This is a genomic window from Agrococcus sp. BE272 (assembly GCF_031457935.1).
GTDB lineage: Bacteria > Actinomycetota > Actinomycetes > Actinomycetales > Microbacteriaceae > Agrococcus > Agrococcus sediminis.
In genome coordinates, this window is record NZ_JAVDXL010000001.1 from 1220409 (window position 1) to 1246005 (window position 25597).

Genomic DNA, 25597 nt, shown 5'->3' on the forward strand with positions numbered 1-25597 from the left:
GGCAGCTGCGAGCGACGAGCACCGGGCGGCGCTACCCGACGATCGGATGCGCCCCGGTCAGCCCGCGCCCGCGCCGCGGGAACGCCAGCATCACCGCACCGCTCAGCACCCAGACGGCGCCCGAGCCGGCGAGCAGCAGCAGCGGCTCGACGCCGGCGAGCGCACCCGCGATCGCCGTGCCGAGCGCGGCCGCGGCACCGCGCAGCGCCGCGCCCACGGTGAACACCTGGGCGACCACCGACTCCGGGGCCTCGGTGCGGCGCAGCAGCAGCATCGCGGCCGTCGGCGCCGCGGTGCAGAGGCCGGAGAGGCCGACGAGCGCGATCGTCCACCAGAGGCCCAGGTCGAGCGCGGCGGCGATCGTGGCGAGGCCGGTGAGGGCGTAGCCGATGCCCATCGTCGCGTGCGCCGAGAGCACCGGCGGCCGCAGCGGCTCGAGCGCGGCGCCGAGCAGCGCGCCGACGGCGAAAGCCGCGACGATCAGGGCGCTGAGCGACGCGTCGCCGGTGGCGGCGAGCGCGATGCCGAGCGCCGCGATCGGCATGATGCCGCGGCCGAGCTCGGCCAGGGTGCCGGATGCGGTGACGACCGCGAGCGTGCGTCGCGTCGAGAGCGCCACGATGCCGGCCGCCATGGAGCGCAGCAGTCCGGCGCGCTCCGCCGCGCGCGGCTGCACGGGCAGCAGCGCGAACGCGGCGGCCGAGGCGAGCGCGACGACCGCCATCGCGATGAGGGCCGCGCGCGGCCCGAGCGTGGGGGCGAGCACCGCGACGGCTGCCGGGCCGGCGACGCCGCTCACGTTGTAGCTCAGTGCGTCGAGCGCGTACGCGCGCCGCGCATCCGACCCCGGTGGGGCCACGAAGCTCGAGAGCCCGCCGAAGCCGAAGGGCGTCAGCAGGCCGCTCACGACGAGCGCCGCCGCGACCGCCCAGACGGGCACGGGTCCGAGCCCGGCGGCGACGCCGAAGGCGAGCCCGGTGCCGGCCGCGGCCGCCATCATCAGCGCACGCGGGTGCCGGGCGCCGTCGAGCAGGGCGCCGACGAGCGGCGCCGCGACGATGCCGGGCAGCATCGACAGCGCCACGAGCAGCGCGCCGAGCGCGATGTCGCCGGTGACGGCGACGGCGAGGATCGGGATGGCGATCTGCGCGCCGCTCGAGGCGGCGCGGATCGGCACGGATGCGGCGAGCTGACGGGGACCGCCCATCGCGGCCCCCGCCGGCTCACCCGCCGCAGCGGGATGCGGCGCGGGCGTCACTCCGAGACGGGCACGATGAGCCCGCCCCACGTCTCGAGGATGTACGCCTGCGTCTCCTCCGACGTCAGCAGCTCGTAGAGCGCCTCGACGCGGGGGTCGTCCTCGAGCTCGGGCGTGGTGGCGAGGATGTTGAAGTACTCGGAGTCGTCGCCCTCGGTGAGGATCGCCTGCTCCTGCGTGAGGCCGGCCGGCAGCGCGAACGAGGCGGTGACGAAGACCGCGTCGTTGTCGGGCAGCGCGAGCGGCAGGGTGGCGTTCTCGACCTCGGTGAACTGGAAGTTCGAGGGGTTCTCGGTGATGCCGTCGAGGTTCGTCGCGTCGTCGGCGATCTCGATGAGGCCCTCGGCCGCGAGGATCTCGAGCGCGCGCGCCTCGTTGGTCGGGTCGTTGGGGATGGCGATGGTGGCGCCCTCGCCCAGCTCGTCGAGCGACGTGAGCGACTCGGAGTAGAAGGCGGCGGCGGGCAGGTAGACCTCGCCGACCGAGACGAGCGAGCCGCCGGCCTGCGAGTTGTACGTCTCCATGAACGTCGCGTTCTGGAAGAGGTTGGCCTCGGTCGAGCCGTCGGTGAGCGCCGGGTTGGGGGTGTTGTAGTCGGTGAACTCGACCCACTCGATGTCGAGCCCGGCCTCGGCGGCCAGGTTCTCGTCGACCCAGGTGAGCATGTCGCCGGCCGGCACGGGCAGGGCGCCGACGCGGATCGTGCCGAGCGAGCCGTCCTCGGGCGCCTCGGTCTCGGCGGGGGCGCCCGACGAGCAGGCGGCGAGGGCGAGCGCGGCGGCGCCGGCGACGACGGTGGTCGCCACGCGGCGACGGAGGGTGCTGGTCATGGTGGTTCCTTACGGGGTGCTGCCCGACGGATGCGTCGGGGTGCGGGAGGAGGGGAGGGCGAGGTCGGCGTCGAGGTGGGCCTGCGCATCGGCCGTCGCGTCCTTCTTGGGGCCGCGACGGGTGGGCTGCGCGCCGAGCCGCTTCGCGAGCGCGGTCAGCGCCCACTGGATCAGCTGCACGAGGGCGAACAGGATGATGACGACGAACACGATGTGGATCCAGCTGTAGCGCTGCATGCCGTAGGTGAGGGCGACGTTGCCGAGGCCGCCGCCGCCGACGACGCCGACCATCGCCGAGAAGTTGATGATCGACGTGATGGTGGTGGCGGTGCCGAGCAGGATCGCGGGGGTCGCCTGCGGCAGCAGCACGCGGCGCACGAGCAGCCAGCGGCTGGCGCCGAGCGACTCGGCTGCCTCGAACAGCCCCGGGTCGACCTCGCGCACGGCGATCTCGACGACGCGCACGAAGAACGGGATGGCGACGAGCGTGAGCGGCACGATGGCGGGGCCGGTGCCGATGAACGAGCCGAGCAGCCAGCGGGTGACGGGGATGAGCGCGATCATCAGCACGATGAACGGCACCGAGCGGCCCAGGTTGACGATGAAGCCGAGCAGCCCGTTGACGACCCGGCCGAGCACGCGCGAGCCGAACGGCGCCTCCAGGAAGCGCCCCTGCTCGGTGCCGACGAGGATGATGCCGAGCGGCAGGCCGACGACGAACGTGATCGCCATCGCGATCGCCGTCATGTAGACGGTCTCCCACGTGCCCTCGAGCAGCACCTGCATGAGCTGCGGCCAGAAGGCGGGGGCGGCGGGGTCGATCATGCGAGCACCTCCCAGGCGGTGACGCCCTGCGCGGTGAGCGAGTCGATCACCTTGAGGGCGACGGATGCGTCCCCGGGCACGGCGAGGCGGGTGCGGCCGGCCTGGTGGCCGCCGATGGTCTCGAGCGCCGCACCGAGGATCGACACGTCGAGCCCGAAGTCGCGCGCGAGCTGCGCGATCACGGGGCGGTCGGCGCTCAGCCCGGTGTAGGTGACGTCGATGATGCGGTGGTGGGGGATGTAGTGCGCCTCGCCCACGGGGAACAGCTCGGCGGCGACGCGGCTGCCGGGTGTGCGGATGAGGTCGTCGAGCGAGCCCTGCTCGACGACGCGGCCGGTCTCCATGAGCGCGGCGGCGTCGCAGATGCGCTTCACGACGTCCATCTCGTGGGTGATGAGCAGCACGGTGAGGCCGAGCTCGCGGCTGAGGCGCTGGATGAGCTCGAGGATCGAGCGGGTCGTCTCGGGGTCGAGCGCGCTGGTGGCTTCGTCGCTGAGCAGCACATCCGGCCCGGAGGCGAGCGCGCGGGCGATCCCCACGCGCTGCCGCTGGCCGCCGGAGAGCTGGCCGGGGCGGTCGTCGGCGCGGTGCGCGAGGCCGACGAGGTCGAGCATCTCGAGCGCCTTCGGCCGGCGATCCTTCTTCGGGGCGCCGGTCGCTTCGAGCGCGAACTCGACGTTCTGCGCGACGGTGCGGTTGCCGACGAGGTTGAAGTGCTGGAAGACCATGCCGATCTGGTGGCGCGCCTGCAGCAGCGCCTTGCCCTCGAGCGCGGTCACCTCGACGCCGTCGACGACGACCCGGCCGGAGTCGGGCCGCTCGAGCGCGTTGACGGTGCGCAGCAGCGTCGACTTGCCGGCGCCCGACTGCCCGACGACCCCGAAGATCGAGCCGCGCGGCACTTCGATCGACACGTCGTCGAGCGCGACGACGGCGTCGGGGCCGTCGCCGAAGCGGCGGCTGACGTGCTCGATCGAGATCATGGAACTCCAAGCGGGGGCGCGGTCGGCGCCCTGAGGGATGGTCTGGTTGGCTCGGCCACGACGACGAGCTATCAGACATTGTCCCGCACGTGCAACGGCGGCGCGAGCATGTGACGCTGCGTGACGAGACGTACCGCATCGACGGGCTACTCGAGTAATTCTTGGCTTTCCTCGATGCCTGGGTTAGCGTCTGATGCGGAGGATCAAATGGCGACGGACTTGCAGTTAGCGGCGGACGCGGCCGTGCGGGAAGCGGTATTCCTCGCGTTGACGCGGCGAAAGCTCGCCGGTGAATCTCGCCATCATCGAGACTTTCTGCGGCAGGGCATTGAGCTGGATGGGCAGCGTATCCCGCTCGTTGACCAGAGCCGCGGCATTTGGAACCCGGCCGCTCTCATTGGCACTTTGTCGGTGATGACGAGCCTGGACGCGCGGCGCACTCAAGAGTACGAAGATACGGTCGACCTCGTCACTGGGACCGTCTCTTACTCCTATCAAGTTGGCGAAGGTGGTCCAAACCTGAAGCTGCGAGCCGCTGCGGAGTTGCAGCTGCCGATCGTCTATTTCACGAAGGTATCGCCGAACTGGTACACCTCGTCGTACCCCGTCTACGTCACCGATGACCCAGCGGCGCGGCGGGTGCATTTGTCCATGGAGCGCGTCGAGCTATTCGGCGAAGACAGCGTGCCGTCGGCATACCCCGATCGTTCGTACGTAGAGCGTCGAATGTGGCAGCGCGTGCACCAACCGGCCTTTCGGGGTCTGGTGATGTCGGCGTATGTCGAGCGCTGTGCTGTGTGCTCACTAGGCCACGCGTCTCTCCTCGATGCGGCGCACATCATGGGAGACAAGCACGAGCTCGGTGCCCCACGCACCTCGAATGGTCTGGCCCTATGCAAGATTCATCATTCCGCGTTCGATCGCAACATGCTGGGTATCACACCGGACTATCGAGTCGAGATTCAGCCAGCGCTACTCGCCGAGGTAGACGGGCCGATGCTGAAGCATGGGATCCAGGAGATGCAGGACCGTGCGCTGCTCCTTCCTGCCAAGAAGGCTGACTGGCCCGCACGTGATCTCCTGGCGCTCAAGTACGCGGAGTTTGCCGCTGCCTAGCCAGTATCGGGTTGAGGTGTCGGTGGCGAGGCGAACCACCAAGTCCCTCGGGCGGTGGCCGCCCCCTCATACGGTTGCTGGTGCGTTGACCTTCAGTGCCCCTCCCGAAGCTCGCTTCGTGAAGTGAGCACGACTAGCCGCTCGGTCGCGCGTGTCGCACCGACGTAGAGGAGGTCCTGCCACCCCTGCGACGAACCATCGACGTCGGTGAGGACGACGGCGGGCGCCTCGAGGCCCTTGTAGCGGTGGATGGTGCCCCATCGGATGCCGGGCGTCCCGCCCGCCTGCGCGAGCGCATCCGCGACCGCCCCGGTCGCTCGAGCACACGCGGAGTCGCGTCTCGGGGCGAGGACGAGGATGTCCGCGGCGTCCCACCCCTCGGCCCACAGGGTCTGCAGCGTCTGCTGGAGCAGCTCTGCCTGCTCCTCGTGCGAGCGGTAGACGAAAACATCCGCGCACTCCGCCTCGTCATCCTCGCGGCCGAAGTCGGTGTAGACGTCGGCCTCGAGCAGCGACTCGACGAAGCGCGCGAGGGGCGGCGTCTGGCGCACGTTGATCTCGAGGGTCATGGTGGCGGCGTCGGGAAGGCGCCTTCGGATCGCCGTGAGTCGGGTGCCGCCTTCGTCCGCGGCCTCCTCGACCAGCGGAGCGGGGGCCGTCCCGGCGGCCGATGAGCGATCGCGTGGGCGATAGATGTCCTGTCGCGTGAAGTCGCCCGTAAGGACGACGCGGGCTCCGGCAAGCCCGTTGACGAGCAGGCTGTCGAGCACGTCGAGGGTCGAGTCCCGAGCCAGATCCTGCGCCTCGTCTGCCACGAGGCTCGTGAACGGGGGAGTGAAGCCGGGCGCGCGCGTGACGGAGAGCGTGGCGGAGGGCAGCGTCTCGTTCCACCAGGCATCGTCGGCATCGTCAGGAACGGGCAGCTGGCTGTAGGCGAGCATCAGCTGGTGCACGCGGGCCACGGTCACCTCGTCGCGACCGCGCAAGCGGCGCTGCAGGTCGGCCTCGAGCAGGGTGTTGAAGCAGGTGAGCAGCACGCGCTCGTCGCGGTTCGCCAGCTGCTGCGCGGCGCGCACGGCGACGTTCGTCTTGCCGGTCCCGGCCGGGCCTTCGACGAGCAGTCGGGGGTGCGCGCTGAAGTACTGCAGCGCCTGCTCCTGGCGCTCGGTCGCGGCCACCAGGTCGGCGGCCCGTGCGGCGCGAAGCTCCCCGTTCGCCCGCTCCCACGTCACCGGCGGCGTCAGGATCGCCCGCGCATCCGCGATGTCCTGCTCGTCGGGGCGGCCCTCCTGGAAGCGCCGGTGGTTCGACCGCACCGTGTGCTCGCCGTGTCGCAGCACGCGCTCGATGCTCTTCGTGATCCTCGAGGGATCGAGGTCAGCTCGCGTCAGCGTCGCATTCTTCGGCACGTCGATGCGCGCCTCGAGCTGCCGCACGAGCTCACCGCCCCGGTTTGGGAACCAAGCCGAGTGCCACACGGGATAGTTGGGCTCGAACGCCTTGCGGCGGAACCACTCGAGGATGCTGTGCCGGTTCTCGGCCGCCTGGTCGTACGGCGAGCGGTCTGTCGGCGGCTGGCTGGCGAGGCGCCACAGTCCGTCGTCGCCCACCTCGATGCGCTCGTGCGACTTCACCTCGATGACGAGCATCCCCTCGCCCGGCACCATCACGACGAAGTCGGCCTCGCCCTCGACCTGCGTCTGGTGGTGACGGATGGGTAGCCCGTGCCAGACGACCCAGTCGTCGGTGTCGGGGTGCTCGCGCAGCGCCTCGAAGACCTGCAGCTCGCCCGTTGGAGCGCCTCGTCGCGGCTCCGGAGGGATCATCGTCGCCATGCGATCACGGTAGTCGGAAGTGAGCGGATGTCGACTGCTGCCGCCGCCCGCGCCGGCGATGGCGGATAGCCTCGCACCATGGACGAGCAGACGATCACGCCGGTGGAGCTCTCGCGCGAGCTCGGCATGGACCGCAAGGGACGGCAGATCCGTGGGTTCCTGCGGAACCCTACGGATGGGGGCGGGCCGTTCGAGGGGCATGAGATCGGGACCGACTGGTACCTGACGCGTGAGCAGGCTGACCGGATTCGGAAGCACTTCTCGAAGGAGTAGGTGGTCTCGACTCGGTCGGCGCGCTGCGCGCGGCGACCGGCTCGACCAGCGGGTCGCGTGGTCTCGATACGCCGACGGGCTGAGCCCGTCGGCTACTCGACCAGCGAGTGGGGCCGGGGGAGCGGGCAGCGGAGACGGGGGAGCGGGTGCCGCATGCTCGCGGCGCGCTGTCTGATAACTACGATGGGCGGGTGCCGCGGGTCGTCCGCCTCGGCGCGACCTGACAGGAAGGCGTCCCTCGTGGCACCCAACCCGCACTCCGAGCAGATCGAGGCCGTCGCATCCGACGCCGTCGCGCCGATGCCCAGCAGGAAGCTGAAGTCGCGGCACGTGACGATGATCGCCCTCGGCGGCATCATCGGCGCGAGCCTCTTCGTTGGCTCGGCCAACGTGATCCTCTCGGCCGGTCCCGCCGCGATCCTGTCGTACCTCGGAGGCGGCCTCATCGTCTTCCTCGCCATGCGCATGCTCGGCGAGATGGCCGCGGTGCGCCCGGCCGTCGGCTCCTTCATGGAGTACGCCCGCGTCGGCCTCGGCGACTGGGCCGCCTACATCGTGGGCTGGCTGTACTGGTACTTCTGGGTGGGCGTCATCGCCTACGAGGCCGTCGTCGGAGGCGGCATGCTGAACGCCTGGTTCCCGGCGCTGCCCGCGTGGGCCGGCTCGCTGATCCTCCTCGCGATCTTCGTCACCACCAACCTCATCTCGCTGCGCGCGTTCGGTGAGACGGAGTTCTGGCTCGCCAGCATCAAGGTCGTCGCGATCGTCGTCTTCCTCGGCGCCGGTCTGCTGTTCGCGTTCGGCCTCTGGCCCGACTCGACCCTGTCGGTCGCCAACCTCTGGCAGCACGGCGGCTTCATGCCCAACGGCTTCGGCGTCGTCGTCTCGTCGATCGCGCTCGTGCTCTTCGCCTACTTCGGCGCCGAGATCGCCGTCATGGCGGCGGCCGAGTCTGAGGACCCTGCCAAGGGCATCCGCCAGGCCGCCAACACCGTCATCTGGCGCGTGATGCTCTTCTACGTCGGCGCCGTGCTCGTGATCGTCATGGTCGTGCCGTGGAACCAGCTGCCCTCGCCCGACGAGATCCCGCCCTTCGCCTACGTCTTCAGCCTGCTCGGCATCCCGTTCGCCGAGGAGATCATGACGCTCGTCATCTTCACCGCGGTCATCTCGGTGCTGAACTCCGGCACGTACTCGGCCTCGCGGATGTTCGCGGCCCTGTCGGAGCAGAAGCTGGCGCCGGCGATCATGTCGAAGCGCTCGAAGCGCGGCGTGCCGGTCGCGGCCGTGATCGCGTCGACCGCCGGCGGCCTCGTCGCGACGCTCGTCAACTTCATCGCGCCGAGCTCGGGCATCTACGAGTTCATCATGAACTCCACCGGTCTCGTGGCGCTCTTCGTCTTCGTCTTCATCGCCGTCACCCAGTGGCGCCTGCGCGCGCGCATGACGCCGGAGGAGCAGGCGCAGCTGAAGCTCAAGGTCTGGCTGTTCCCGGTGCTCAACATCGTGCTCATCGCGGCGGCCATCGGCATCGTCGTCATCATGCTCGGCTCCGAGGGCGGGCGCGCGCAGGTGCTCACGAGCCTCATCGCGGCCGGGGCGCTCGCGCTCTTCTGGCCGATCGTGCGGAAGAAGCTGCAGCGGGCCCGGGCGGCCGGCGAGCTCGAGGATGCGTCGGTGGCGGTGGGCTGAGGCGCTCGTCCGGGAGCAGTGTGTAGCGAGCAGTGCTCCCTCTCGCCGCCTGAGCATCGCAGCACGGAGCGGCGGGCGCAGGACTCGAGCGAGCGGCAGCAGGTTCAACCGAGCTTGAGCCGGGGCTTACGGCGCAGGGGGTGATCCGTCTGGGGCGGACTTGTGCGAACCGCGCGGGGGCGGCCCGCTCCTGTCGCCACCTGCAGGCCACACGCGCAAGAGCCGCATAGCCCTGGCAACAGCTGAGTCAGAACCTGTGGAAGATGATGGTTCCCACACCATGCTCGCCCCGCGCAAAGTGGCCTCCTCGTCATGCAGGCATTGACGTGCCGATCAGGCGCTTCCAGTGCTGGGGGTGCTGAGCGCGAAGATCGGTCCAAGGATTCGCCTCGCGCCCTTCGTACTGAACAATCCAAGATTTCACCCCGTAATGCTCGTCCTTAAACGTCTGGACTAGCACGCGAAGTTCGTGGTGGCCCTGCTGCTTCAGTAGTCGTCGCGCAGCGCTCTCGAGTGCCCGAATCGCTCGTCGCCTGCCCTCAACCACCGGCTCAAGAGCCAAAACAGGCAGGACTCGGAGGGTCTCCAAGCCGCGTTCGTCGGGTTCGTAAGTTGGAGCATGCAGACGTGGTGTGATGACACCCGTCTCAGTGTCCAAGAACAAATAAGTCCAGGGGCGATCGCGATCGGGCCTGAGCACGAGTGCGTCGCCTGTCTCTGGATCTCGCACAAACTTAGACCCCTTGCGTCGATTGCAGTTGTCGCAGATCCAATAAAGATTACGCCAGTCAAAAGTGTGCTCAAAGTGCGGTGATATGGGTATTAGGTGGTCGATCGCGGAGCCAAGGGAATCTGAGCAATAGGCACATCGCTCTCTCGGTCCGGCCATGCGCCGCAGTTCAGTAATCAAGGGGCGGCTAGCGGCCGACGTTCGAAAGCTCCGCCAGGCCAAGCGAGCGGAGTCCGAACTGTCGACTTGAGTTTGCAGCGCGCGGAGTGCCACGCGCGACGCGAGCGGCAGTTGCCCGCGCGGGATTTGCCTCAATCGCCCGGACCAAAATCTGCTTGGGCATCGAAGTCGGCGGAAAAGAGAGCCAGCTCTTCAAACTCCGCCCTCTCCGTCGTGGTCCACTCGCCGCCTGCGGCTCTCTTCGCTTTAAGAGATGCGCGGCGGTTGCGTGCTCGAACGGCTCTCGGCGAGCGCGTGTGCTCGAGTGCGAAGGCAGGGGAAAGCAAGATCTCATCCGGCTTGCCTGCAATGACTGCGTCGAAATCGCTCTTCGATAGTTGGAAAGGCCCCCGTTGGGCCGAAGCGGAAGGAATGTTGTAAATTCTTCCCCCGTCCGCGGCTTGGCACACTATGGGGCTGTGAGTGGTCACAATAAACTGAATGTTCGGGAAGTGCGACTTAAGCCAGAAGCCGATCTCGCGCTGCCATGCCGGGTGTAGGTGCGCATCGATCTCATCGATAAGCACTACTCCCGGCCGTGCTACCACTGGTCCGTTCGAGGTCTGTTCGACCAGGCCCTTAGCCCCGTAAGCAGTGAGCATGTGTCGATAGATGTCCATAAGCATCGCGAGGGCCGATCTGTAGCCGTCACTCATGTCGGACAGCGGGACTACTCGGCCAGCCGAGTCCTCAAGTGAGATTCCGTCCGATGTGACTCCCCGAATGTGCACACCCTCACGTAGGAAGTCGTGAGCAACTAGCCTGATCAGCCCATCGAGGGCCTCAGCCGATTCGGCATTGTGCTCGAGGCGCTGATAGTTAAGCTGCTTCGCCCACTCTTCACCTTCGCTTAGTGTTGCGTCCTCTTTGAACAGAGTCGCAAAGTGGGGGATTCGGCCAGGTATCACCATCAGGCGCTGGGCGTCCGGCGAACTGCCGTACATCCTGCGGAAAGGACCGTATCCGAGGGTGAACCATCCGTTAGTACTCGGCGCCCAAGGGCCGTTGGTTGCGCTCTTCCTCTTGTTTCGGAACACGTCCGTCGCAGAAATTACCCAAGCTTGATCCGGTCGGCCACCCGTGACCTCTGTCCGTGAAATAGCGACTTCTGCCCAGAAGGTCGACTGAACGGGCTGGCCGCCCTTAGCCGTCCGGTCGATAAGGTGGTCCGGTGTGACCTCGACAGAGATTGTTCCCTCGTCGTGGCCCTCGGTCACCCATCCGCGCAAATCTTGTACCAGGCCCCGCGACTGTTCGGGTCCGAGAATCGCAAGGGCTATGGCACGGAGAAGAGCGGTCTTACCCGAGCCGTTGTCTCCCGTAATTACGGCCCAACCTTCATGCACATCATCTGAGGTTGCGAAGTCCAGGTCTGCTTCTATGAATCCCTTGATGTTGCGCAGGCTGACGCGGTTCACGTACATGCTGTCCTCTCAGGAGGCGCCGGGCGATCCGTAGTCCCCGCGGGCGACCCTACTTATGTCGATAGTAGCCGCGAGGAAGGTGCCGACTCGCGCGCTTCGCGGACATCCGCTCCCGCCGCATTGATCGAACGCAACGTCCTCAAAGCCCGGATGCTGGTCATGCGCTCCAACGGGCAAGAGAACCTACTGGCCTTGTCTCGATCGCTACGGAGGTGCCGTAGCCATGGCGGGAGGTGCACTGGCGCTACCGCAGCTTGCCCATAGAAAGCCTGCCGAGCGACAGCGTCTTTACTGCCTACCGCTCGACGCGGCGCAGCAGCTCGTCGGCGTCGGCCAGCTGCCGGGCGAGCTTGTCGCGCCGCGCGCGCATCTCGGTGCGGAAGAAGTCGGCGCGCTCGGCGGGCAGCGCCGCCAGCGGATCGGCGGGGGAGGCGTCGATGGCGTCGGCGAGCTCGCCGATCTCGTCGAGCGTCAAGCCGAACGGCTTCATGCGCATGATGAGCCGCACGCGCTCCTCGTCTGCGGCCGTGTAGAGGCGGAAGCCGCCCTCGGTGCGCCCCGAGGCGCGCACGAGCCCCACCTCGTCCCAGTGGCGGAGCGAGCGCAGCGAGAGGCCGGTGCGCTCCGCGAGCTCACCGATGTGCATCGTCTCGTCGGTCATCGCACCATTCCTTCGGCAACTCTCCCCTCACGTTAGGGTAGAGTCATTCCTGGTCGAGCTCTTCGACCACGCCATCCATTCTCGCCTGTCGGCTGGATCGGCCCCGCGCGACGACGCGCTCACAGACTCTGACCTCGCTGCGGCATGCCCGCGCATCCACTCGCTCTCGAAGGAGCCCCATGACCACCACCGCGACGCGCGACCGCGCCCGCTACCGCGACAACCCATCCGTCACGACCGTGCTGCGCAACCCGCGCATGCTCACCCGCGAGGCCCTCGCCGGCCTCGTCGTGGCGCTCGCGCTCATCCCCGAGGCCATCTCGTTCTCGATCATCGCCGGCGTCGACCCGGCCGTCGGCCTCTTCTCGTCGGCCGTGATGGCGATCTCGATCGCCTTCCTCGGCGGGCGGCCCGCCATGATCACCGCGGCCACCGGCGCCATCGCGCTCGTCATCGCGCCGATCATGCGCGACCACGGCTTCGACTACTTCATCGCCACCGTGCTGCTCGCCGGCATCCTGCAGATCGTGCTCGGGCTCGTCGGCGTCGCGAAGCTCATGCGCTTCATCCCGCGCAGCGTCATGGTCGGCTTCGTCAACGCGCTCGCGATCCTCATCTTCATGGCGCAGATCCCGCAGCTGGTGGATGTGCCGTGGCTCGTCTACCCGCTCGTCGCCGTCGGGCTCGTGATCCTCGTCGTCATGCCGCGGCTGACGAAGGTCGTGCCGGCGCCGCTGTTCGCGATCATCCTGCTCACCGGCGCCGTGCTGCTCTTCGGCTGGCAGGTGCCCAACGTCGGCAGCCAGGGCGAGCTGCCGCGCAGCCTGCCGTCGCTCTTCCTCCCCGACGTGCCGCTCACGCTCGAGACGCTCGGGATCATCGGCCCGACCGCCATCGCGATGGCGCTCGTCGGCCTCATGGAGTCGCTCATGACGGCGAAGCTCGTCGACGACGTGACCGACACGCACTCCGACAAGACGCGCGAGTCGTGGGGCCAGGGCGTCGCCAACGTGCTCTCAGGCCTCTTCGGCGGCATGGGCGGCTGCGCCATGATCGGTCAGACGATGATCAACGTGAAGGCCTCCGGCGCCCGCTCGCGCGTGTCGACCTTCCTCGCCGGCGTCTTCCTGCTCGTGCTGATCGTCGCGCTCGGCGACATCGTCGGGCTCGTGCCGATGGCGGCGCTCGTGGCCGTGATGATCATGGTCTCGGTCGGCACCTTCGACTGGCACTCGATCCAGCCGGCGACGCTGCGGCGCCTGCCGCTGTCGGAGACGCTCGTGATGGTGATCACCGTCGTGGTCGTCGTGCTGACCCACAACCTCGCGATCGGCGTCATCGTCGGCGTCGTCGCCGCGATGGTGCTCTTCGCCCGCCGGGTTGCGCACTTCCAGTCGGTGACGCGGGAGGTGCGCGAGTCCGACGGCGGTGCCGCCGCGCACTACACGGTCGAGGGCGAGCTGTTCTTCGCCTCCTCCAACGACCTCACGACGCAGTTCGAGTACACCGACGACCCCGACCACGTCGTCATCGACCTCTCGCGCTCCCACATCTGGGACGCATCCACCGTCGCCGCCCTCGACGCGATCGAGACGAAGTACGAGCGGCTCGGCAAGCGCGTCGAGCTGCACGGGCTCAACGCCTCGTCGGTGCAGATGCACGGGCGAATGACGCGGCAGCTGGGCGGGGAGGGCTGAGGCCCGGCGCGGGTCGGGTCGGCCGCTGGATGCCCGGCGGACGCGGGCTGCGCGGCTCGGGTTTTCGGGGCCTTGTGGGGGTCGGCGGCCGGGCGTAGCGTCCCGAGCACATCCACCTCCGGCTCCACAGAAGCGAGCACGATCATGCGCACGACCCGACACACCCGCACCGCCGCCGTCGCCATCGCGGCGGTCGCCGCCTTCACTTTCGCCGGCACCGCCGCCGCGAACGCCGCCCCCGCGATCCCGCTGAACGGCGGGCAGGAGGTTCCCGCGCCGAACGCCTTCGGCGCCCACGGATGGTTCAGCTACGAGATCGACGGCGACCAGCTCTGCTACTCGCTCCAGGTCGACGGCCTGTCGGCTCCCGCGGCCGCGGCGCACATCCACGTCGCACCGCGCAACGCCCCCGGGCCCGTGGTCGTGCCGCTCTCCGTGGAGTCTGCGACGAGCTTCGCGGTGGAGGCGTGCACGACGGCAGACCCGATGCTGCTCGCGGCCATCGAGGCGAACCCGCGCGGCTACTACGTCAACGTGCACACCCCGACGAATCCTCCGGGCGAGATCCGCGGGCAGCTGAAGTAGCGCCGCTGCCCGGGCGTCACTCGGGCGAGAAGAGCTCCTCGATGGGGCACTCGAAGACGGCCGCGAGCCGGAAGGCGACCGGCAGTGACGGGTCGAAGCGGCCCTTCTCGATCGAGATGACCGTCTGGCGCGAGACGCCCAGCTCGTCGGCGAGCCGCTGCTGCGACCAGCCGCGCTCCTGCCGCCGCTCGGGCAGCGAGTTGCGCATCAGGCGTCCGCCCGCTTCGCGAGCAGGTAGCGCACGGCCACGTCGATGCCGATGAGCGTGGCGAGGCCGAGCAGCAGGAGCCCGGTGTCGACCTGCAGGCCGGTGATCGAGAAGGCGGCGGCCGCGAGCCCGACCGTCATGAACGTGTCGCCGAAGGCGCCGCGGGCGGCCCGGTCGAACCACGCCGACTCGACCGAGTCCTCGGGGCGCTCCGTCGCATCCGTCAGGCTCGAGCGATCGACCGACGCCGCCCAGACGAGCGCGGCCGCGACCGGGAGCGTGACGACGGCCATCACGATGAAGCGCAGCCACGCGTCGCCCTGGTCGCCCTGGCCGCCGAGCGCGGCGTAGAGCGCGCCGAGGGCGCTCGCGATCGCGGCGCCGCCGAGCAGGGTCGCGGCGACGAGCGCCGGCGTGCCGCCGCCGAAGCGGGCGCGGCCGAAGCGGCTGGTGGTGCGGGTGGCGGGGGCGTCGGTCATGGCGTCTCTCTCCTCGGGGTGTCAAGGAGACCGTACAGTCAAGTCTCTTTGACTGTCAAGCGGGCTTGACGTGTTGCTGCCTGCCGGCCTGGCTACGCTGAGCCCCACACGGGAACGGGGGATGCGGTGGCTGAGGAGTCGGTCGAAGACCTGCGGGCAGAGCTCGCGGCGCTCGAGGATCCGCGCATGCGCGAGGTCAACGAGCGGCACGGCGACGACCACGGCGTCAACCTGTCGAAGCTGCGCGCGATCGCCAAGCGGCTGCGGGCGCAGCACGAGCTCGCGGTCGAGCTCTGGGCGACGGGCGACACCCCGGCGCGGCTGCTCGCGCTGCTCGTCTGCCGGCCGAAGGCGTTCACCGCCGACGAGCTCGACGCGATGCTGCGCGAGGCGCGCGCGCCCAAGGTGCACGACTGGCTCGTCAACTACGTCGTCAAGAAGTCGCCGCACGCCGAGGCGCTGCGGCAGCGGTGGTTCGACGACGCGGATGCGGTGGTCGCGAGCGCTGGATGGGCCCTGACCTCCGAGCGGGTCCGCAAGGCCCCCGACGGGCTCGACCTGCCCGGGCTGCTCGACACGATCGAGGCCGAGATGCGGGATGCGCCGGCGCGGCTGCAGTGGGCGATGAACGAGTGCCTCGCGCACATCGGCATCGCGCACCCGGCGCTGCGGGCCCGCGCGATCGCGATCGGCGAGCGGCTCGAGGTGCTGAAGGACTACCCGACGCCGCCGAACTGCACCTCGCCCTTCGCGCCGATCTGGATCGCCGAGATCGTGCGGCGGCAGGAGGGGTAGGCGCTTCTCGCTGGTCGAGCCGGACGACCGCCGCCGCCCCTTCGGTGGTCGAGCCGGACGACCGCCGAAGGCGGCCGTCCGAGTCGAGACCACTCCGCTGCACCGCGGCAATGGTCTCGACTCGCGCGCTTCGCGCGCGGCTCGACCAGCGGAGCCGCGGTGGCGGTCAGCCCCCGAAGAACGCCCCCGCCACCCGCGTCAGGTCATGCAGGTCGCTCACGCCCGCGAGCTCGCGCGCCGAGTGCATCGACAGGATCGGGATGCCCACGTCGACCGTGCGGATCCCGAGCCGCGTCGCCGTGATCGGGCCGATCGTCGAGCCGCACGGCACCTGGTTGTTCGAGACGAACTCCTGGCTCGTCACGCCCGCCGCGTCGCACCAGCCGTGCCAGGCAGCGGCGCCCGCGCCGTCGGTCGCGTAGCGCTGGTTGGCGTTGATCTTCAGGATCGGTCCAGAGCCGAGCACGGGTCGCACGGCCGGGTCGTGCTTCTCGGCGTAGTTCGGGTGCACCGAGTGCCCGACGTCGCTCGAGACGCACCACGACGACGCGACCGCGCGCATCCGCTCTGCCCGGTCGGCGCCCAGCGCGAGGCCGATGCGCTCGAGCACGTCCTCGAGGAACGGGCCGGCCGCGCCCGAGCGGGTCGCCGAGCCGATCTCCTCGTGGTCGAAGACCGCGAGCATCGGGATGTGGTCGCCGTCGAAGCCGTCAGCTGCGGCCGTCAACCCCACGACGCCGGCGTGCACGCTCGCGAGGTCGTCGAGCCGGCCGGCCGCGAGGAACGCGTCGTCGTGCCCGAAGACCGCCCCGCGCGCCGCGTCGGCGACGACCACGTCGAAGCCGCGGATGCGCGCCGCATCGACCTTCGCGCCGTCGACGGATGCGGCGAGCTCGGCGAGCAGGTCGGCCGAGTCGGGCGCGCCGAGGCCCCAGACGGGCTGCGTGTGCACCTGCTTGTCGAGCGCGAAGCCCTCGTTGGCGGTGCGGTCGAGGTGGATCGCCAGCTGAGGCAGGCGCAGCAGCGGGCCGGTCGCCGCGAGCACCTCGGAGCCGTCGTCGAGCACGAGCCGGCCTGCGAGCCGCAGCTCGCGGTCAAGCCACGAGTTGAGCAGCGGGCCGCCGTAGACCTCGACGCCCGCCTGCAGCCAGCCGAGGCGGCCGGTCGTGGGCTTGGGCTTCAGCTTGAAGCCGGGGGAGTCGCTGTGGGCGCCGAAGACGCGCACGGGCGTGGTGGCCGTCGCGCCCTGCGGCACGACCCACGCGATCACGGCGCCGTCGCGCACCACCAGGTACTTGCCCGCCTGCTCCGGCCACGCATCCGTCTCGTGCAGCGCGGCGAAGCCGGCGCCCTCGAGGCGGCGCGCGACCTCGGCCGCGGCGTGGAAGCTCGAGGGGGATGCGGCGACGAAGTCGGCGAGATCCTCGGCGTGGGTGCGGGCGGTCTCGGGCGTGGGCGCTGCGGGCACGGCGGTGTCCTCCAGGGTGACGGGGCTTCCGAGCCTAGCCGCGCCGTTCGTCGACCGGCTCAGTGCGCCGCCGACCGGATTATCCGGCTGGGCTCGCATCTGACCGGTTGACGAACGGAGCTCGCGTTGGCGCGTGACGGGCGCGCGGCTCGGTGCCGCTGCCGCCCGCCGTTGTTCAACCGGCTCCCTGGGTGTCTGACCGGATTATCCGGCCGGGCGCGCACCAGGCCGGTTGACGGACGAAGGGAGAGCCGGGCGGATGCGGTGGCCGGCTCGGCCGGGTCAGCGCGCGCGGGCGCGTGCGCGCCGCACGGCCGCCGCGATCAGCCGCCAGCCGACGAGCAGCGCCAGCAGCGTGACGGTCGCGACGATCACGAACGGCGGCGCCGTGCCCTGGCCGAGCAGCACGCGCAGCAGCATGCCGCCGCCGACGGTGACGAGCCACACCGGCACGCCGGTGCGCAACGGAGCGAGCGGTGCCCGCCACGCGACGCTCACGACCCAGCCGACGGCGAGCGCGACGAGGAACGGCCACGCCGTCATCGCGATGCCCCAGGCGCTGATCGCGTCGGGGCTGTGCGTCGCGAAGCCGACCCCGGCGAAGAGGGTGACGAGCGCGGCGTCGGTGAGCAGGGCGATCACCGCCGGGCGCACGGTCACCCCGGTCTCGGTCTTGTCGATCGCCACGCCCCCACGCTATCCGCGTGCTCCCATGCCCCACGGCAGACAGATGTGCGGGCAAGGGCTCGCAACCTCGGCGGATGACAGCCGATGCTCACACATCTGCCGGCGACCCTGCGCTGAGGGTCAGCGCAGCGCGCGCTTGATCGACTCTCGCTCCGCCTCGAGCTTGCGCACGCGGCGGCTCAGCTTGATGAGCCGGATCGAGCCCAGCAGTGCCGCGACGAGCACGCCCGCGATCGCCGCGAAGAGCATCGCCACGCCCAGCGGCAGGCTGAATTCGAAGCCGAGGTACGCGAAGTCGGCCGGCACGTTGTTCTGCAGGATGAAGATGAGCAGCAGGACGAGGATGAGCGCGCCGAGGATGAGCGCGATCCACGTGCCGCCGCTCACGCCCTGCTTCTGGTGCCCGTCGAGCGAGGAGTCGAGCACCACGCGCGGCCGGTCGTCGTGCACCGGGGTCGTGCTCGCCGTGGTGTCGGCGGTCGTGCCCGTCGTGGCACCGGAGGCGGGCATCGCGGCCGTCGTGCGGGTCGGCTCGGCGGGCGAGCGGGTGCCGTCGGTGCGGCGGATGTCTCGGTCGTCGGCGTCGGACGTGGCGTCCATGCGGCTGCTCTCCTCAAGTCGCGGCGGTGCTGCGGGTCTCTCTGCTCGGAGCGTACGCCTGCACGCTGGACGCCAGCGGGCAGCGCCCCCGACGGCTATCGCGGGCGCGGTGCGGGCGGCGGCGGCACCGGCTTCGCCAGCAGCACGTCGGCCAGGGCGATCTCGACCTCGCCGCGACGGGTGGCGACCGTGCACGTCACCGCGTCGAGCGCGACCAGGTCGCCGAGCGCATCCGTCGCCCGGTGCGTGTCGCCGTGGAGGCGGTAGCGCACGACGATGCGGGTGCCGAGGGGGAGGGCGGCGAGGGAGTCGGCGGCGCTCGTCACGGGGTGGTCTCGAGACGCGGCCTGCGGCCGCTCCTCGACCAGCGGGGGCTGGAGGGAGCGGTCACCACGACCCCGGCGCGTAGTCCTTCAGGAAGACACCGAAGAGGTCCTCGCCGGCCTCGCCGCGCACGATCGGGTCGTAGACGCGGGCGGCGCCGTCGACGAGGTCGAGGGGCGCGTGGAAGCCCTCCTCCGCGAGCCGCACCTTCGTGAAGTGCGGCCGCTCGTCGGTGATCCAGCCGGTGTCGACGGCGGTCATGAGGATGCCGTCGCGCTCGAACATCTCGCGCGCGCTCGTGCGCGTGAGCATGTTGAGCGCCGCCTTCGCCATGTTCGTGTGCGGGTGGCCGGGGCCCTTGTAGCCGCGGCCGAAGACGCCCTCCATCGCCGAGACGTTCACGATGTAGGTGCGGCGCGCGGTCGAGGCGGCGAGCGCCGGCCGCAGCTTCGACACCAGCAGGAACGGCGCCGTCATGTTGGCCAGCTGCACCTCGAGCATCTCGAGCGGCTCGACCTGGTCGACGTGCTGCGTCCAGCTGTTGATGTGCTCCTCGTCGGGCACGAGCCCGCCCGCGTCGATCGCCGTGCCGGCGGCCAGCCGCTCGAGCGACGACGAGCCCGCGGCCATCGCCTGCTGCGTGAGCTCGTCGGCCGTGCGGGCGGCGCTCGCGAGGATCGGGTGCGCCGCGACCGAGGCGGCGAGGGCGAGCGGATGCGCGTCGTTCGTGTGCCCGAAGGTCACGAGCTCGGGGAGCGGGCCGTCGTCGGGCAGCGGCGCGAGCTCCGCCTCGACGAGCGGCGCGTAGGCGCCGGGGGAGCGCCGCACGGTCTGCGCCGCGTTGTTGATGAGGATGTCGAGCGGCCCGGCCGCGGCGACCTCCTCGGCGAGCCCGACCACCTGCGCCGGGTCGCGCAGGTCGATGCCGACCACCTTGAGCCGGTCGAGCCACTCGCCCGAGTCGGGCAGCGACGAGAACCGCCGCACCGCATCCCTCGGGAACCGCGTGGTGATGGTCGTGTGGGCGCCGTCGCGCAGCAGCCGCAGCGCGATGTGCATGCCGATCTTCGCCCGGCCGCCCGTGAGCAGCGCGCGCTTGCCGGTGAGGTCGGTGCGGGCGTCGCGCTTGGCGTGGCTCATGGCCGCGCACGTCGGGCAGAGCTGGTGGTAGAACGCGTCGACGAGCGTGTACTGCTGCTTGCAGATGTAGCAGCCGCGCGAGCGGATGAGCGTGCCGGCGGTGGGCGCGGCGGCCCGCGTGGCGAGGGGGATGCCCCGCGTCTCGTCGTCGATGCGATCGGGCGCTCCGGTGGCGGTCGCGGCGACGACGGCGCGGTCGGCGGCCTGGATGCGCGCGTGCTTCGCCTTGCGGCTCGCGAGCTTGACCTCCTTGAACATGTTGGCCGTCGCCTGCCGCACGGCCACGTAGGCGGGGTCGTCGCGATCCATGCGGTGGAGCGTCTCGAGCACGCGCAGTGTCGTGGCGACGTCGTCGGGCGAGAGCGTCGCGGGCGCGTCTGCGGCGGCGTCTTCGGGCGCGCCGGAGGGGGCCGAGTGGTGGGGGAGCACAGGCGATTCTACCGCCGACGGATGATGCGCCGCAGATTCTCCATCCCTCACGCCGGCCGGCGGCCCCGGGGTCCGCGACGCTCTGCCGGTCGCGCGCATGTTCCCTCACAGGTAGGAAACTGGCTCCTTCCTCGATCCGGAGGTTAACCGGCTTGACCGGAGCGCACCGCCTGGATCGCTAGCCCGGAAGCAGGCGTCCGAGTACTCGATCCCATCGGCTGAACTCGCCGCGTTCGAGCTGCTCTTGTCTCTTCGCACGCAGCCTCAGCCATGCATCGAAGTGATCAACCTTGCGCTCCCACCGGCCATCCCGATCGGAGCGGTCCAGCCAAGCTGCTACGTAGCCGACGTATTCGGCCGCCTTTTCGCGCCACTCTGCGGCGCCTTCGGGGCAGCCAAGGGCGAGCGGATGCGAGGCGAACTCGGGCACGCGGTAACCCTGCGCTCGCGCGCCTGCATACTCACCTACTGCGGCGCAAACGCTGCGGTGCACGTGTCGACACTCGTGAGGAAGCCATACTTCCCAGCGTTCGTACGCACGTCCCCATTGAGTGGCGGCATAGAGGACGCCTTCGGCCGAGACGGTGCCCGGGTCTCTCCGCGCCTCGTGAAGTAGATCCCGAAGAGGCGTCAATCCCTCGCGAAGGCCTGCGATTGCCCGACGTGTTTCAGTTCTCCGCTCGCGCCGTCGTTGTCGAGAGCCGGCCAGGACATTCTCAGTCCAGGCGCCTACCAGCGCGTTGAATGTGCTCACGATGACGTCAATGTCGCACCTCCTCGATGCCGGGCTCAGCGTATTGAGATCCACCCACACCGAAGTCGAGTACGGACACTGCAAGCCGGAGGAGATGTGGCGTTCGTAGGCCCCGCTCCTCCGAGCCCGGGTATCCAGGCACTAGCCGGAGCCGCCACCGGAGCCGGCGAACGGATACAGCCATGCCGTGCCCATGAGCAGGGCGACTGCCAGAGCGACGAGCAGGGCGCTCCGTCCTGCGGGGCGTCGGGTCGGCTCGGCGCGCTCGCGTCCCAGCACCACGACCGCACTGACCGCTGCGACCGCGGCGCCGGTGGCGCACGTCCAGCCCAGCACCCACAGCAGCTCTGCGGCACCCTCCGGCGCCTGCATCGCGAGCGACGCGAGCGGCAGCAGCACCGCGGCCAGCGCGGCGCCGACGGCCGCGATCCAGGCGGGCACGAGCGCGGCATGCTGCTGCTCGGCGGTGACCATGGCCGAACGGTACTCCCGCCGCCGACAGCGGCGGCTCAGGGCCGGATCAGCATCCGCACCGAGGGCACCGCGCCGAAGTGCGACAGACTCGAGGCGATGCCCCTCCTCGACCACGCCCCAGCGACCTGGGATCCCGACGCCGCGTTCGAGGCGTTCGCCGCCTGGTCGGCCGAGCGCGGCCTGCCGCTCTACCCGGCGCAGGAGGAGGCGCTCATGGAGGTCGTCAGCGGCGCGAACGTCATCCTCTCGACCCCCACCGGCACCGGCAAGTCGCTCGTCGCCACCGGCGCGCACTTCGCCGCGCTCGCGCAGGGGAAGCGCACCTTCTACACCGCGCCGATCAAGGCGCTCGTGAGCGAGAAGTTCTTCGCCCTCGTCGAGGTGTTCGGCGCCGAGAACGTCGGGATGGTGACGGGTGACTCATCCGTCAACGCCGACGCCCCGATCATCTGCTGCACCGCCGAGATCCTCGCCAACCTGGCGCTCCGCAACGGCGACCGCACCGAGGTCGACCAGGTCGTGATGGACGAGTTCCACTTCTACGGCGACCCGCAGCGCGGCTGGGCATGGCAGGTGCCGCTGCTCACGCTGCCGCACGTGCAGTTCATCCTCATGTCGGCCACGCTCGGCGACGTCACGCGCATCGCCCGCGACCTGACCGAGCGCACCGGCCGCGAGACCGCCCTCGTCACCGGCGTCGAGCGGCCCGTGCCGCTCAGCTTCGAGTACGCGATGACGCCCGTGCACGAGACCATCGAGGAGCTGCTCGCCACCCAGCGCGCCCCCGTCTACATCGTGCACTTCGCGCAGGCCGCGGCGCTCGAGCGGGCGCAGGCGCTCACGTCGGTGAAGATCATCGACCGCGAGCAGCGCGACCGCATCGCCGAGGCGATCGGCGAGTTCCGCTTCACCACGCGCTTCGGGCAGACGCTCTCGCGCCTCGTGCGCAGCGGCATCGGCGTGCACCACGCCGGCATGCTGCCGAAGTACCGCCGCCTCGTCGAGCAGCTCGCGCAGCAGGGCCTGCTGCGCGTCATCTGCGGCACCGACACCCTCGGCGTCGGCATCAACGTGCCCATCCGCACCGTGCTCCTCACGGGGCTCACGAAGTTCGACGGGCAGCGGATGCGTCAGCTCACGGCGCGGGAGTTCCACCAGATCGCGGGTCGTGCCGGCAGGGCCGGCTACGACACCGCCGGCACGGTGGTGGCGCAGGCGCCCGAGCACGAGGCCGAGAACGCGAAGCAGCTCGCCAAGCTTGGCGACGACGCGAAGAAGCGCCGCAAGCTCGTGCGCAAGAAGGCGCCCGAGGGCTTCGTCTCCTGGGGACAGCCGTCGTTCGAGAAGCTCATCGACGCCGACCCCGAGCCGCTCGTGTCGCACATGCAGATCAGCCACTCGATGCTGCTCAACATCATCGGCCGCGGCGGCGACGCCTTCACCGAGGTGCGCGAGCTCATCGAGGCCACCCACGAGCCACGCGCCTCGCAGCTCGCGCTGCAGCGTCGCGCGCTCGCGATCTACCGCACCCTCCGCACCGCCGGCGTCGTGGAGCAGCACGCAGATCCCGACGACCCCGACGCGCCCCCGCGCATCCGCCTCACCGTCGACCTGCAGCCGAACTTCGCGCTCAACCAGCCGCTGTCGCCGTTCGCGCTCGCGGTCATCGACATGCTCGACCCCGCCGACCCGACGCATCCGCTCGACGTCATCTCGGTCATCGAGTCGACGCTCGACGACCCGCGGCCGATCCTGTCGCAGCAGCAGTTCCTCGCCCGCGGCGAGGCCGTCGCGGCGATGAAGGCCGAGGGGATCGAGTACGAGCAGCGCATGGAGCTGCTCGAGGCGGTCACGCACCCGAAGCCGCTCGAGGAGCTGCTCACCGAGGCGCTCGCGGTGTTCGCGTCGTCGCAGCCGTGGGTGTCGGACTTCGCGCTCTCGCCGAAGTCGGTCGTGCGCGACATGTGGGAGCGGGCGATGACCTTCGCCGACTACGTGCAGCACTACGGGCTCGCGCGCAGCGAGGGGCTCGTCCTGCGCTACCTGTCGGACGCCTACCGGGCCATTCGCCAGACGGTGCCCGACGAGGCGAAGACCGACGAGCTGCTCGACCTCATCGAGTGGCTCGGCGAGGTCGTGCGGCAGGTCGACTCGAGCCTGCTCGACGAGTGGGAGCAGCTCATGCACCCGACCGAGCCGGGCGAGGCGCCCATCGCGCCGCCTCCACCGCCGTCGGTCGTGGCGAACCCGCGCGCGTTCCGGGTGCTCGTGCGCAACGAGCTGTTCCGGCGCGTGCAGCTCGCGGCGCTCGACAAGGTCGACGAGCTCGGCGAGCTCGACGCGGCCTCCGGCTTCGACGCCGACGCGTGGGCCGACGCGCTCGACGCCTACTTCGACGAGCACGGCGCGATCGGCACCGGCGCCGACGCGCGCAGCTCGCGCATGCTCGTCATCGACGAGGGGCCGCACGAGTGGCAGGCGCAGCAGATCCTCGCCGACCCGGCGGGCGACCACGACTGGCGCATCTGGGCGACGATCGACCTGCAGGCGTCGGCGGATGCGGGCGCCGCGGTCGTGCGCGTGACGCGCGTCGGGCGGCTGTAGGCGCCGGCCGCTCGCTCGCCAGCCCACCTCCTCGCTCGCCAGCGCTCGCCTCGTCGCAGCAGCCCGCCTCGCACGACTGCAGGCACCGTTCGTCAACCGGCTCCGTGCGCGTCCGACCGGATAGTCCGGTCGGCAACGCACTGGGCCGGTCGACGAACGACGGATGCGCGGGGCGTGCGGGGCGCGGGCGGCGCGGCGCGCACAGGGCGCGCGGGCGACGCTGCGTCAGCCGCCGGGCGTGAACGCGGCCGTCGAGCCCAGCTCGCCCGCCACGAGGCGCGCGGTCACCTCGGTCAGCAGCGCGACGCCCGCGACGCTGTCCTCGTCGCTCGTGCGCTCGCCCTCGTTGTGCGAGATGCCCTCGATGCTCGGCACGAAGAGCATGACGGTCGGCGCGACATCCTTCATGTTGGTCGAGTCGTGGCCGGCGACCGTCATCGTCGGCGCGTGCGTGAGGCCGAGCGCGGCCGCGGCCGAGCGCGCGAGCTCGACGCCCTCCGGCTGGTAGGCGAGCAGGCCCCACTGGTGCGTGAGCCGGCGCTCGATCGTGACGCGGGCGCGCTCCTCGATGGCGGCGAGCCGCTCCTCGAGCAGCGCGTTGGCGCGCTCGAGCACGGCCTCGTCGGGGGAGCGTAGGTCGAGGTTGATCTCGACGAGCCGCGCGACCGTGACGGGGGAGTTGGGTGCGAGCTCGAGCTCGGAGACCGACGAGTGCAGCATCCCCTCCGGCAGCTCGTCGGTGAGCTCGCGCGCGGCGACGATGACGAGCGCCGCGCCGTAGAGCGCGTCGCGCCGGTCGGCCATCACCGTCGAGCCCGTGTGGCTCTGCTCGCCGTGCACGACGATGCGGTACTTGCTCGCCGCCCACGTGCGGTCGACGAGCCCGATGGTCGTGCCCGACTCCTCGAGCCCGCGGCCCTGCTCGATGTGGATCTCGGCGTAGGCCGCGACGGGCGGCGGCGTGAGGTCAAGCGCGTCGCCCGGCTCGGCGATCGCCTGCGCGACCGAGACGCCCGCGCGGTCGGTCGCCGCGAGCGCGGTCTCGAGCGGCAGCTTGCCGGTGAGCACCGAGCTGCCCATCATGCTCGGCGTGAAGCGGCTGCCCTCCTCGTTGAACCAGTTGACGACCGCGAGGTTGCACGCGGGCTGCAGCGATCCCCCCCGCACGCGCCGCGCGACCTCGCGGGCGGCGTGGGCCGCCGCCAGCACGCCGTAGGCGCCGTCGAAGCGGCCGGCGAGCGGCTGCGAGTCGAGGTGCGAGCCGACGAGCACGTAGGGTGCGCCCGGCACGAGCTCGAGCAGCCCGAACTGGTTCGAGATCGCGTCGTGCCGCACCTCGAAGCCGGCGCGCTCGAGCCATCCGGCGAACCACGCGCGCGTCTCGTGGTCGGCGGCGCTGCCGGCCTGCCGCTCGACGCCGCCGCCGGGGGTCGCGCCGAAGCCCGACATGGTCGCGAAGTCCTCGAGGAAGTCCTCGGCCTGCTCGTGCTGCTGCATGGGTGCTCCT

General features: G+C 70.5%; 25 protein-coding genes. 7 read left to right on the plus strand and 18 right to left on the minus strand.

Annotated features, from left to right (window positions below):
• Positions 1-31: 31 nt before the first annotated feature.
• From J2X49_RS05940 to J2X49_RS05955, 4 genes are read right to left on the minus strand one after another with little or no spacing between them, the layout of a single operon-like run.
• Positions 32-1207 (minus strand): hypothetical protein, encoded by a 1176-nt coding sequence (locus J2X49_RS05940; RefSeq protein ID WP_310123707.1) that lies wholly within the window; start codon positions 1205-1207, stop codon positions 32-34.
• A 47-nt stretch (positions 1208-1254) separates the two neighbouring features.
• Positions 1255-2088 carry a MetQ/NlpA family ABC transporter substrate-binding protein gene (locus tag J2X49_RS05945; RefSeq protein ID WP_310123710.1) on the minus strand — a complete coding sequence of 278 codons (834 nt, stop codon included), beginning with the start codon at positions 2086-2088 and terminating at the stop codon, positions 1255-1257.
• Positions 2089-2097: 9 nt separating this feature from the next.
• Positions 2098-2913, minus strand: coding sequence for a methionine ABC transporter permease (locus tag J2X49_RS05950; RefSeq protein ID WP_310123713.1), 816 nt, complete (start codon positions 2911-2913; stop codon positions 2098-2100).
• Positions 2910-3896, minus strand: coding sequence for an ATP-binding cassette domain-containing protein (locus tag J2X49_RS05955; protein ID WP_310123715.1), 987 nt, complete (start codon positions 3894-3896; stop codon positions 2910-2912). The genes J2X49_RS05950 and J2X49_RS05955 overlap by 4 nt, the downstream gene beginning before the upstream one ends.
• A gap of 207 nt (positions 3897-4103) precedes the next feature.
• Here J2X49_RS05955 and J2X49_RS05960 point away from each other — a divergent pair, with 207 nt between their 5' ends.
• Positions 4104-5012 (plus strand): HNH endonuclease, encoded by a 909-nt coding sequence (locus J2X49_RS05960; protein WP_310123717.1) that lies wholly within the window; start codon positions 4104-4106, stop codon positions 5010-5012.
• A 92-nt stretch (positions 5013-5104) separates the two neighbouring features.
• Here J2X49_RS05960 and J2X49_RS05965 read toward each other — a convergent pair whose 3' ends face one another.
• The gene (locus tag J2X49_RS05965) at positions 5105-6847 is read right to left on the minus strand and encodes an NERD domain-containing protein (RefSeq protein WP_310123720.1); all 1743 of its coding nucleotides are present in this window, start codon (positions 6845-6847) and stop codon (positions 5105-5107) included.
• Positions 6848-6925: 78 nt separating this feature from the next.
• Between J2X49_RS05965 and J2X49_RS05970 the strand changes: the two genes are divergently transcribed.
• A complete protein-coding gene (locus J2X49_RS05970) occupies positions 6926-7120 on the plus strand; it encodes a hypothetical protein (protein ID WP_310123723.1) in 195 nt (64 codons plus the stop codon).
• Between the two features lie 240 nt (positions 7121-7360).
• Positions 7361-8812 (plus strand): amino acid permease, encoded by a 1452-nt coding sequence (locus J2X49_RS05975; RefSeq protein ID WP_310123725.1) that lies wholly within the window; start codon positions 7361-7363, stop codon positions 8810-8812.
• 310 nt (positions 8813-9122) lie between these two features.
• Here J2X49_RS05975 and J2X49_RS12940 read toward each other — a convergent pair whose 3' ends face one another.
• From J2X49_RS12940 to J2X49_RS05985, 3 genes are all read right to left on the minus strand, one after another.
• On the minus strand, positions 9123-9701 hold the full coding sequence (locus J2X49_RS12940) for an HNH endonuclease (protein WP_396130962.1): 579 nt from the start codon (positions 9699-9701) through the stop codon (positions 9123-9125).
• 152 nt (positions 9702-9853) lie between these two features.
• Positions 9854-11185, minus strand: a complete 1332-nt coding sequence (locus J2X49_RS05980; RefSeq protein WP_310123728.1) for an AAA family ATPase — start codon at positions 11183-11185, stop codon at positions 9854-9856.
• A gap of 295 nt (positions 11186-11480) precedes the next feature.
• On the minus strand, positions 11481-11846 hold the full coding sequence (locus J2X49_RS05985; protein WP_310123732.1) for a MerR family transcriptional regulator: 366 nt from the start codon (positions 11844-11846) through the stop codon (positions 11481-11483).
• Between the two features lie 179 nt (positions 11847-12025).
• Between J2X49_RS05985 and J2X49_RS05990 the strand changes: the two genes are divergently transcribed.
• Together J2X49_RS05990 and J2X49_RS05995 are read left to right on the plus strand one after the other, a co-directional pair.
• A complete protein-coding gene (locus tag J2X49_RS05990; protein ID WP_310123735.1) occupies positions 12026-13543 on the plus strand; it encodes a SulP family inorganic anion transporter in 1518 nt (505 codons plus the stop codon).
• A gap of 144 nt (positions 13544-13687) precedes the next feature.
• On the plus strand, positions 13688-14128 hold the full coding sequence (locus tag J2X49_RS05995) for a CHRD domain-containing protein (protein WP_246992529.1): 441 nt from the start codon (positions 13688-13690) through the stop codon (positions 14126-14128).
• Between the two features lie 16 nt (positions 14129-14144).
• Here the strand turns inward: J2X49_RS05995 and J2X49_RS06000 are convergent, their stop codons facing one another.
• Both J2X49_RS06000 and J2X49_RS06005 read right to left on the minus strand, forming a co-directional pair.
• The gene (locus tag J2X49_RS06000) at positions 14145-14336 is read right to left on the minus strand and encodes a helix-turn-helix transcriptional regulator (protein ID WP_246992527.1); all 192 of its coding nucleotides are present in this window, start codon (positions 14334-14336) and stop codon (positions 14145-14147) included.
• On the minus strand, positions 14336-14815 hold the full coding sequence (locus J2X49_RS06005) for a hypothetical protein (RefSeq protein ID WP_310123746.1): 480 nt from the start codon (positions 14813-14815) through the stop codon (positions 14336-14338). The genes J2X49_RS06000 and J2X49_RS06005 overlap by 1 nt, the downstream gene beginning before the upstream one ends.
• A gap of 126 nt (positions 14816-14941) precedes the next feature.
• On the opposite strand from J2X49_RS06005, the gene J2X49_RS06010 reads away from it, so the two are divergent.
• Positions 14942-15610, plus strand: coding sequence for a DNA alkylation repair protein (locus tag J2X49_RS06010; RefSeq protein ID WP_246992522.1), 669 nt, complete (start codon positions 14942-14944; stop codon positions 15608-15610).
• A 166-nt stretch (positions 15611-15776) separates the two neighbouring features.
• Here J2X49_RS06010 and J2X49_RS06015 read toward each other — a convergent pair whose 3' ends face one another.
• The 7 genes from J2X49_RS06015 to J2X49_RS06045 form a co-directional block, all read right to left on the minus strand.
• The gene (locus J2X49_RS06015) at positions 15777-17078 is read right to left on the minus strand and encodes a M18 family aminopeptidase (protein WP_310123750.1); all 1302 of its coding nucleotides are present in this window, start codon (positions 17076-17078) and stop codon (positions 15777-15779) included.
• Positions 17079-17360: 282 nt separating this feature from the next.
• Positions 17361-17765: a DUF3054 domain-containing protein gene (locus J2X49_RS06020; protein WP_396130965.1), complete on the minus strand. Its 405-nt coding sequence runs from the start codon at positions 17763-17765 to the stop codon at positions 17361-17363.
• Between the two features lie 120 nt (positions 17766-17885).
• Positions 17886-18365, minus strand: a complete 480-nt coding sequence (locus J2X49_RS06025; RefSeq protein ID WP_246992518.1) for a lipopolysaccharide assembly LapA domain-containing protein — start codon at positions 18363-18365, stop codon at positions 17886-17888.
• Between the two features lie 95 nt (positions 18366-18460).
• Positions 18461-18691: a ferrous iron transport protein A gene (locus J2X49_RS06030; protein WP_310123755.1), complete on the minus strand. Its 231-nt coding sequence runs from the start codon at positions 18689-18691 to the stop codon at positions 18461-18463.
• 61 nt (positions 18692-18752) lie between these two features.
• Positions 18753-20258, minus strand: coding sequence for an SDR family NAD(P)-dependent oxidoreductase (locus J2X49_RS06035; protein WP_310123757.1), 1506 nt, complete (start codon positions 20256-20258; stop codon positions 18753-18755).
• A 178-nt stretch (positions 20259-20436) separates the two neighbouring features.
• On the minus strand, positions 20437-20688 hold the full coding sequence (locus tag J2X49_RS06040) for a hypothetical protein (RefSeq protein WP_310123759.1): 252 nt from the start codon (positions 20686-20688) through the stop codon (positions 20437-20439).
• 465 nt (positions 20689-21153) lie between these two features.
• Complete coding sequence (locus tag J2X49_RS06045; protein WP_310123761.1) at positions 21154-21486, minus strand: hypothetical protein; 333 nt, start codon at positions 21484-21486, stop codon at positions 21154-21156.
• Between the two features lie 96 nt (positions 21487-21582).
• Between J2X49_RS06045 and J2X49_RS06050 the strand changes: the two genes are divergently transcribed.
• Positions 21583-24090 carry a DUF3516 domain-containing protein gene (locus J2X49_RS06050; protein WP_310123764.1) on the plus strand — a complete coding sequence of 836 codons (2508 nt, stop codon included), beginning with the start codon at positions 21583-21585 and terminating at the stop codon, positions 24088-24090.
• A gap of 225 nt (positions 24091-24315) precedes the next feature.
• On the opposite strand, the gene J2X49_RS06055 is transcribed toward J2X49_RS06050, so the two are convergent.
• Positions 24316-25587: a M20 family metallo-hydrolase gene (locus J2X49_RS06055; protein WP_310123766.1), complete on the minus strand. Its 1272-nt coding sequence runs from the start codon at positions 25585-25587 to the stop codon at positions 24316-24318.
• Between the last annotated feature and the right edge of the window lie 10 nt (positions 25588-25597).

What these genes read in the sequence shown, in the direction of transcription:
- J2X49_RS06050 (WP_310123764.1), top strand. Translation starts at nt 21,583, where the DNA reads ATGCCCCTCCTCGACCACGCCCCAGCGACCTGGGATCCCGACGCCGCG.
- J2X49_RS05940 (WP_310123707.1), bottom strand. Translation starts at nt 1,207, where the DNA reads ATGGGCGGTCCCCGTCAGCTCGCCGCATCCGTGCCGATCCGCGCCGCC.
- J2X49_RS05985 (WP_310123732.1), bottom strand. Translation starts at nt 11,846, where the DNA reads ATGACCGACGAGACGATGCACATCGGTGAGCTCGCGGAGCGCACCGGC.
- J2X49_RS05960 (WP_310123717.1), top strand. Translation starts at nt 4,104, where the DNA reads ATGGCGACGGACTTGCAGTTAGCGGCGGACGCGGCCGTGCGGGAAGCG.
- J2X49_RS06005 (WP_310123746.1), bottom strand. Translation starts at nt 14,815, where the DNA reads ATGACCGACGCCCCCGCCACCCGCACCACCAGCCGCTTCGGCCGCGCC.
- J2X49_RS05950 (WP_310123713.1), bottom strand. Translation starts at nt 2,913, where the DNA reads ATGATCGACCCCGCCGCCCCCGCCTTCTGGCCGCAGCTCATGCAGGTG.
- J2X49_RS06055 (WP_310123766.1), bottom strand. Translation starts at nt 25,587, where the DNA reads ATGCAGCAGCACGAGCAGGCCGAGGACTTCCTCGAGGACTTCGCGACC.
- J2X49_RS05955 (WP_310123715.1), bottom strand. Translation starts at nt 3,896, where the DNA reads ATGATCTCGATCGAGCACGTCAGCCGCCGCTTCGGCGACGGCCCCGAC.
- J2X49_RS06025 (WP_246992518.1), bottom strand. Translation starts at nt 18,365, where the DNA reads ATGGACGCCACGTCCGACGCCGACGACCGAGACATCCGCCGCACCGAC.
- J2X49_RS05965 (WP_310123720.1), bottom strand. Translation starts at nt 6,847, where the DNA reads ATGGCGACGATGATCCCTCCGGAGCCGCGACGAGGCGCTCCAACGGGC.
- J2X49_RS12940 (WP_396130962.1), bottom strand. Translation starts at nt 9,701, where the DNA reads ATGGCCGGACCGAGAGAGCGATGTGCCTATTGCTCAGATTCCCTTGGC.
- J2X49_RS05945 (WP_310123710.1), bottom strand. Translation starts at nt 2,088, where the DNA reads ATGACCAGCACCCTCCGTCGCCGCGTGGCGACCACCGTCGTCGCCGGC.
- J2X49_RS05995 (WP_246992529.1), top strand. Translation starts at nt 13,688, where the DNA reads ATGCGCACGACCCGACACACCCGCACCGCCGCCGTCGCCATCGCGGCG.
- J2X49_RS05980 (WP_310123728.1), bottom strand. Translation starts at nt 11,185, where the DNA reads ATGTACGTGAACCGCGTCAGCCTGCGCAACATCAAGGGATTCATAGAA.
- J2X49_RS06045 (WP_310123761.1), bottom strand. Translation starts at nt 21,486, where the DNA reads ATGGTCACCGCCGAGCAGCAGCATGCCGCGCTCGTGCCCGCCTGGATC.
- J2X49_RS05990 (WP_310123735.1), top strand. Translation starts at nt 12,026, where the DNA reads ATGACCACCACCGCGACGCGCGACCGCGCCCGCTACCGCGACAACCCA.
- J2X49_RS05970 (WP_310123723.1), top strand. Translation starts at nt 6,926, where the DNA reads ATGGACGAGCAGACGATCACGCCGGTGGAGCTCTCGCGCGAGCTCGGC.
- J2X49_RS06000 (WP_246992527.1), bottom strand. Translation starts at nt 14,336, where the DNA reads ATGCGCAACTCGCTGCCCGAGCGGCGGCAGGAGCGCGGCTGGTCGCAG.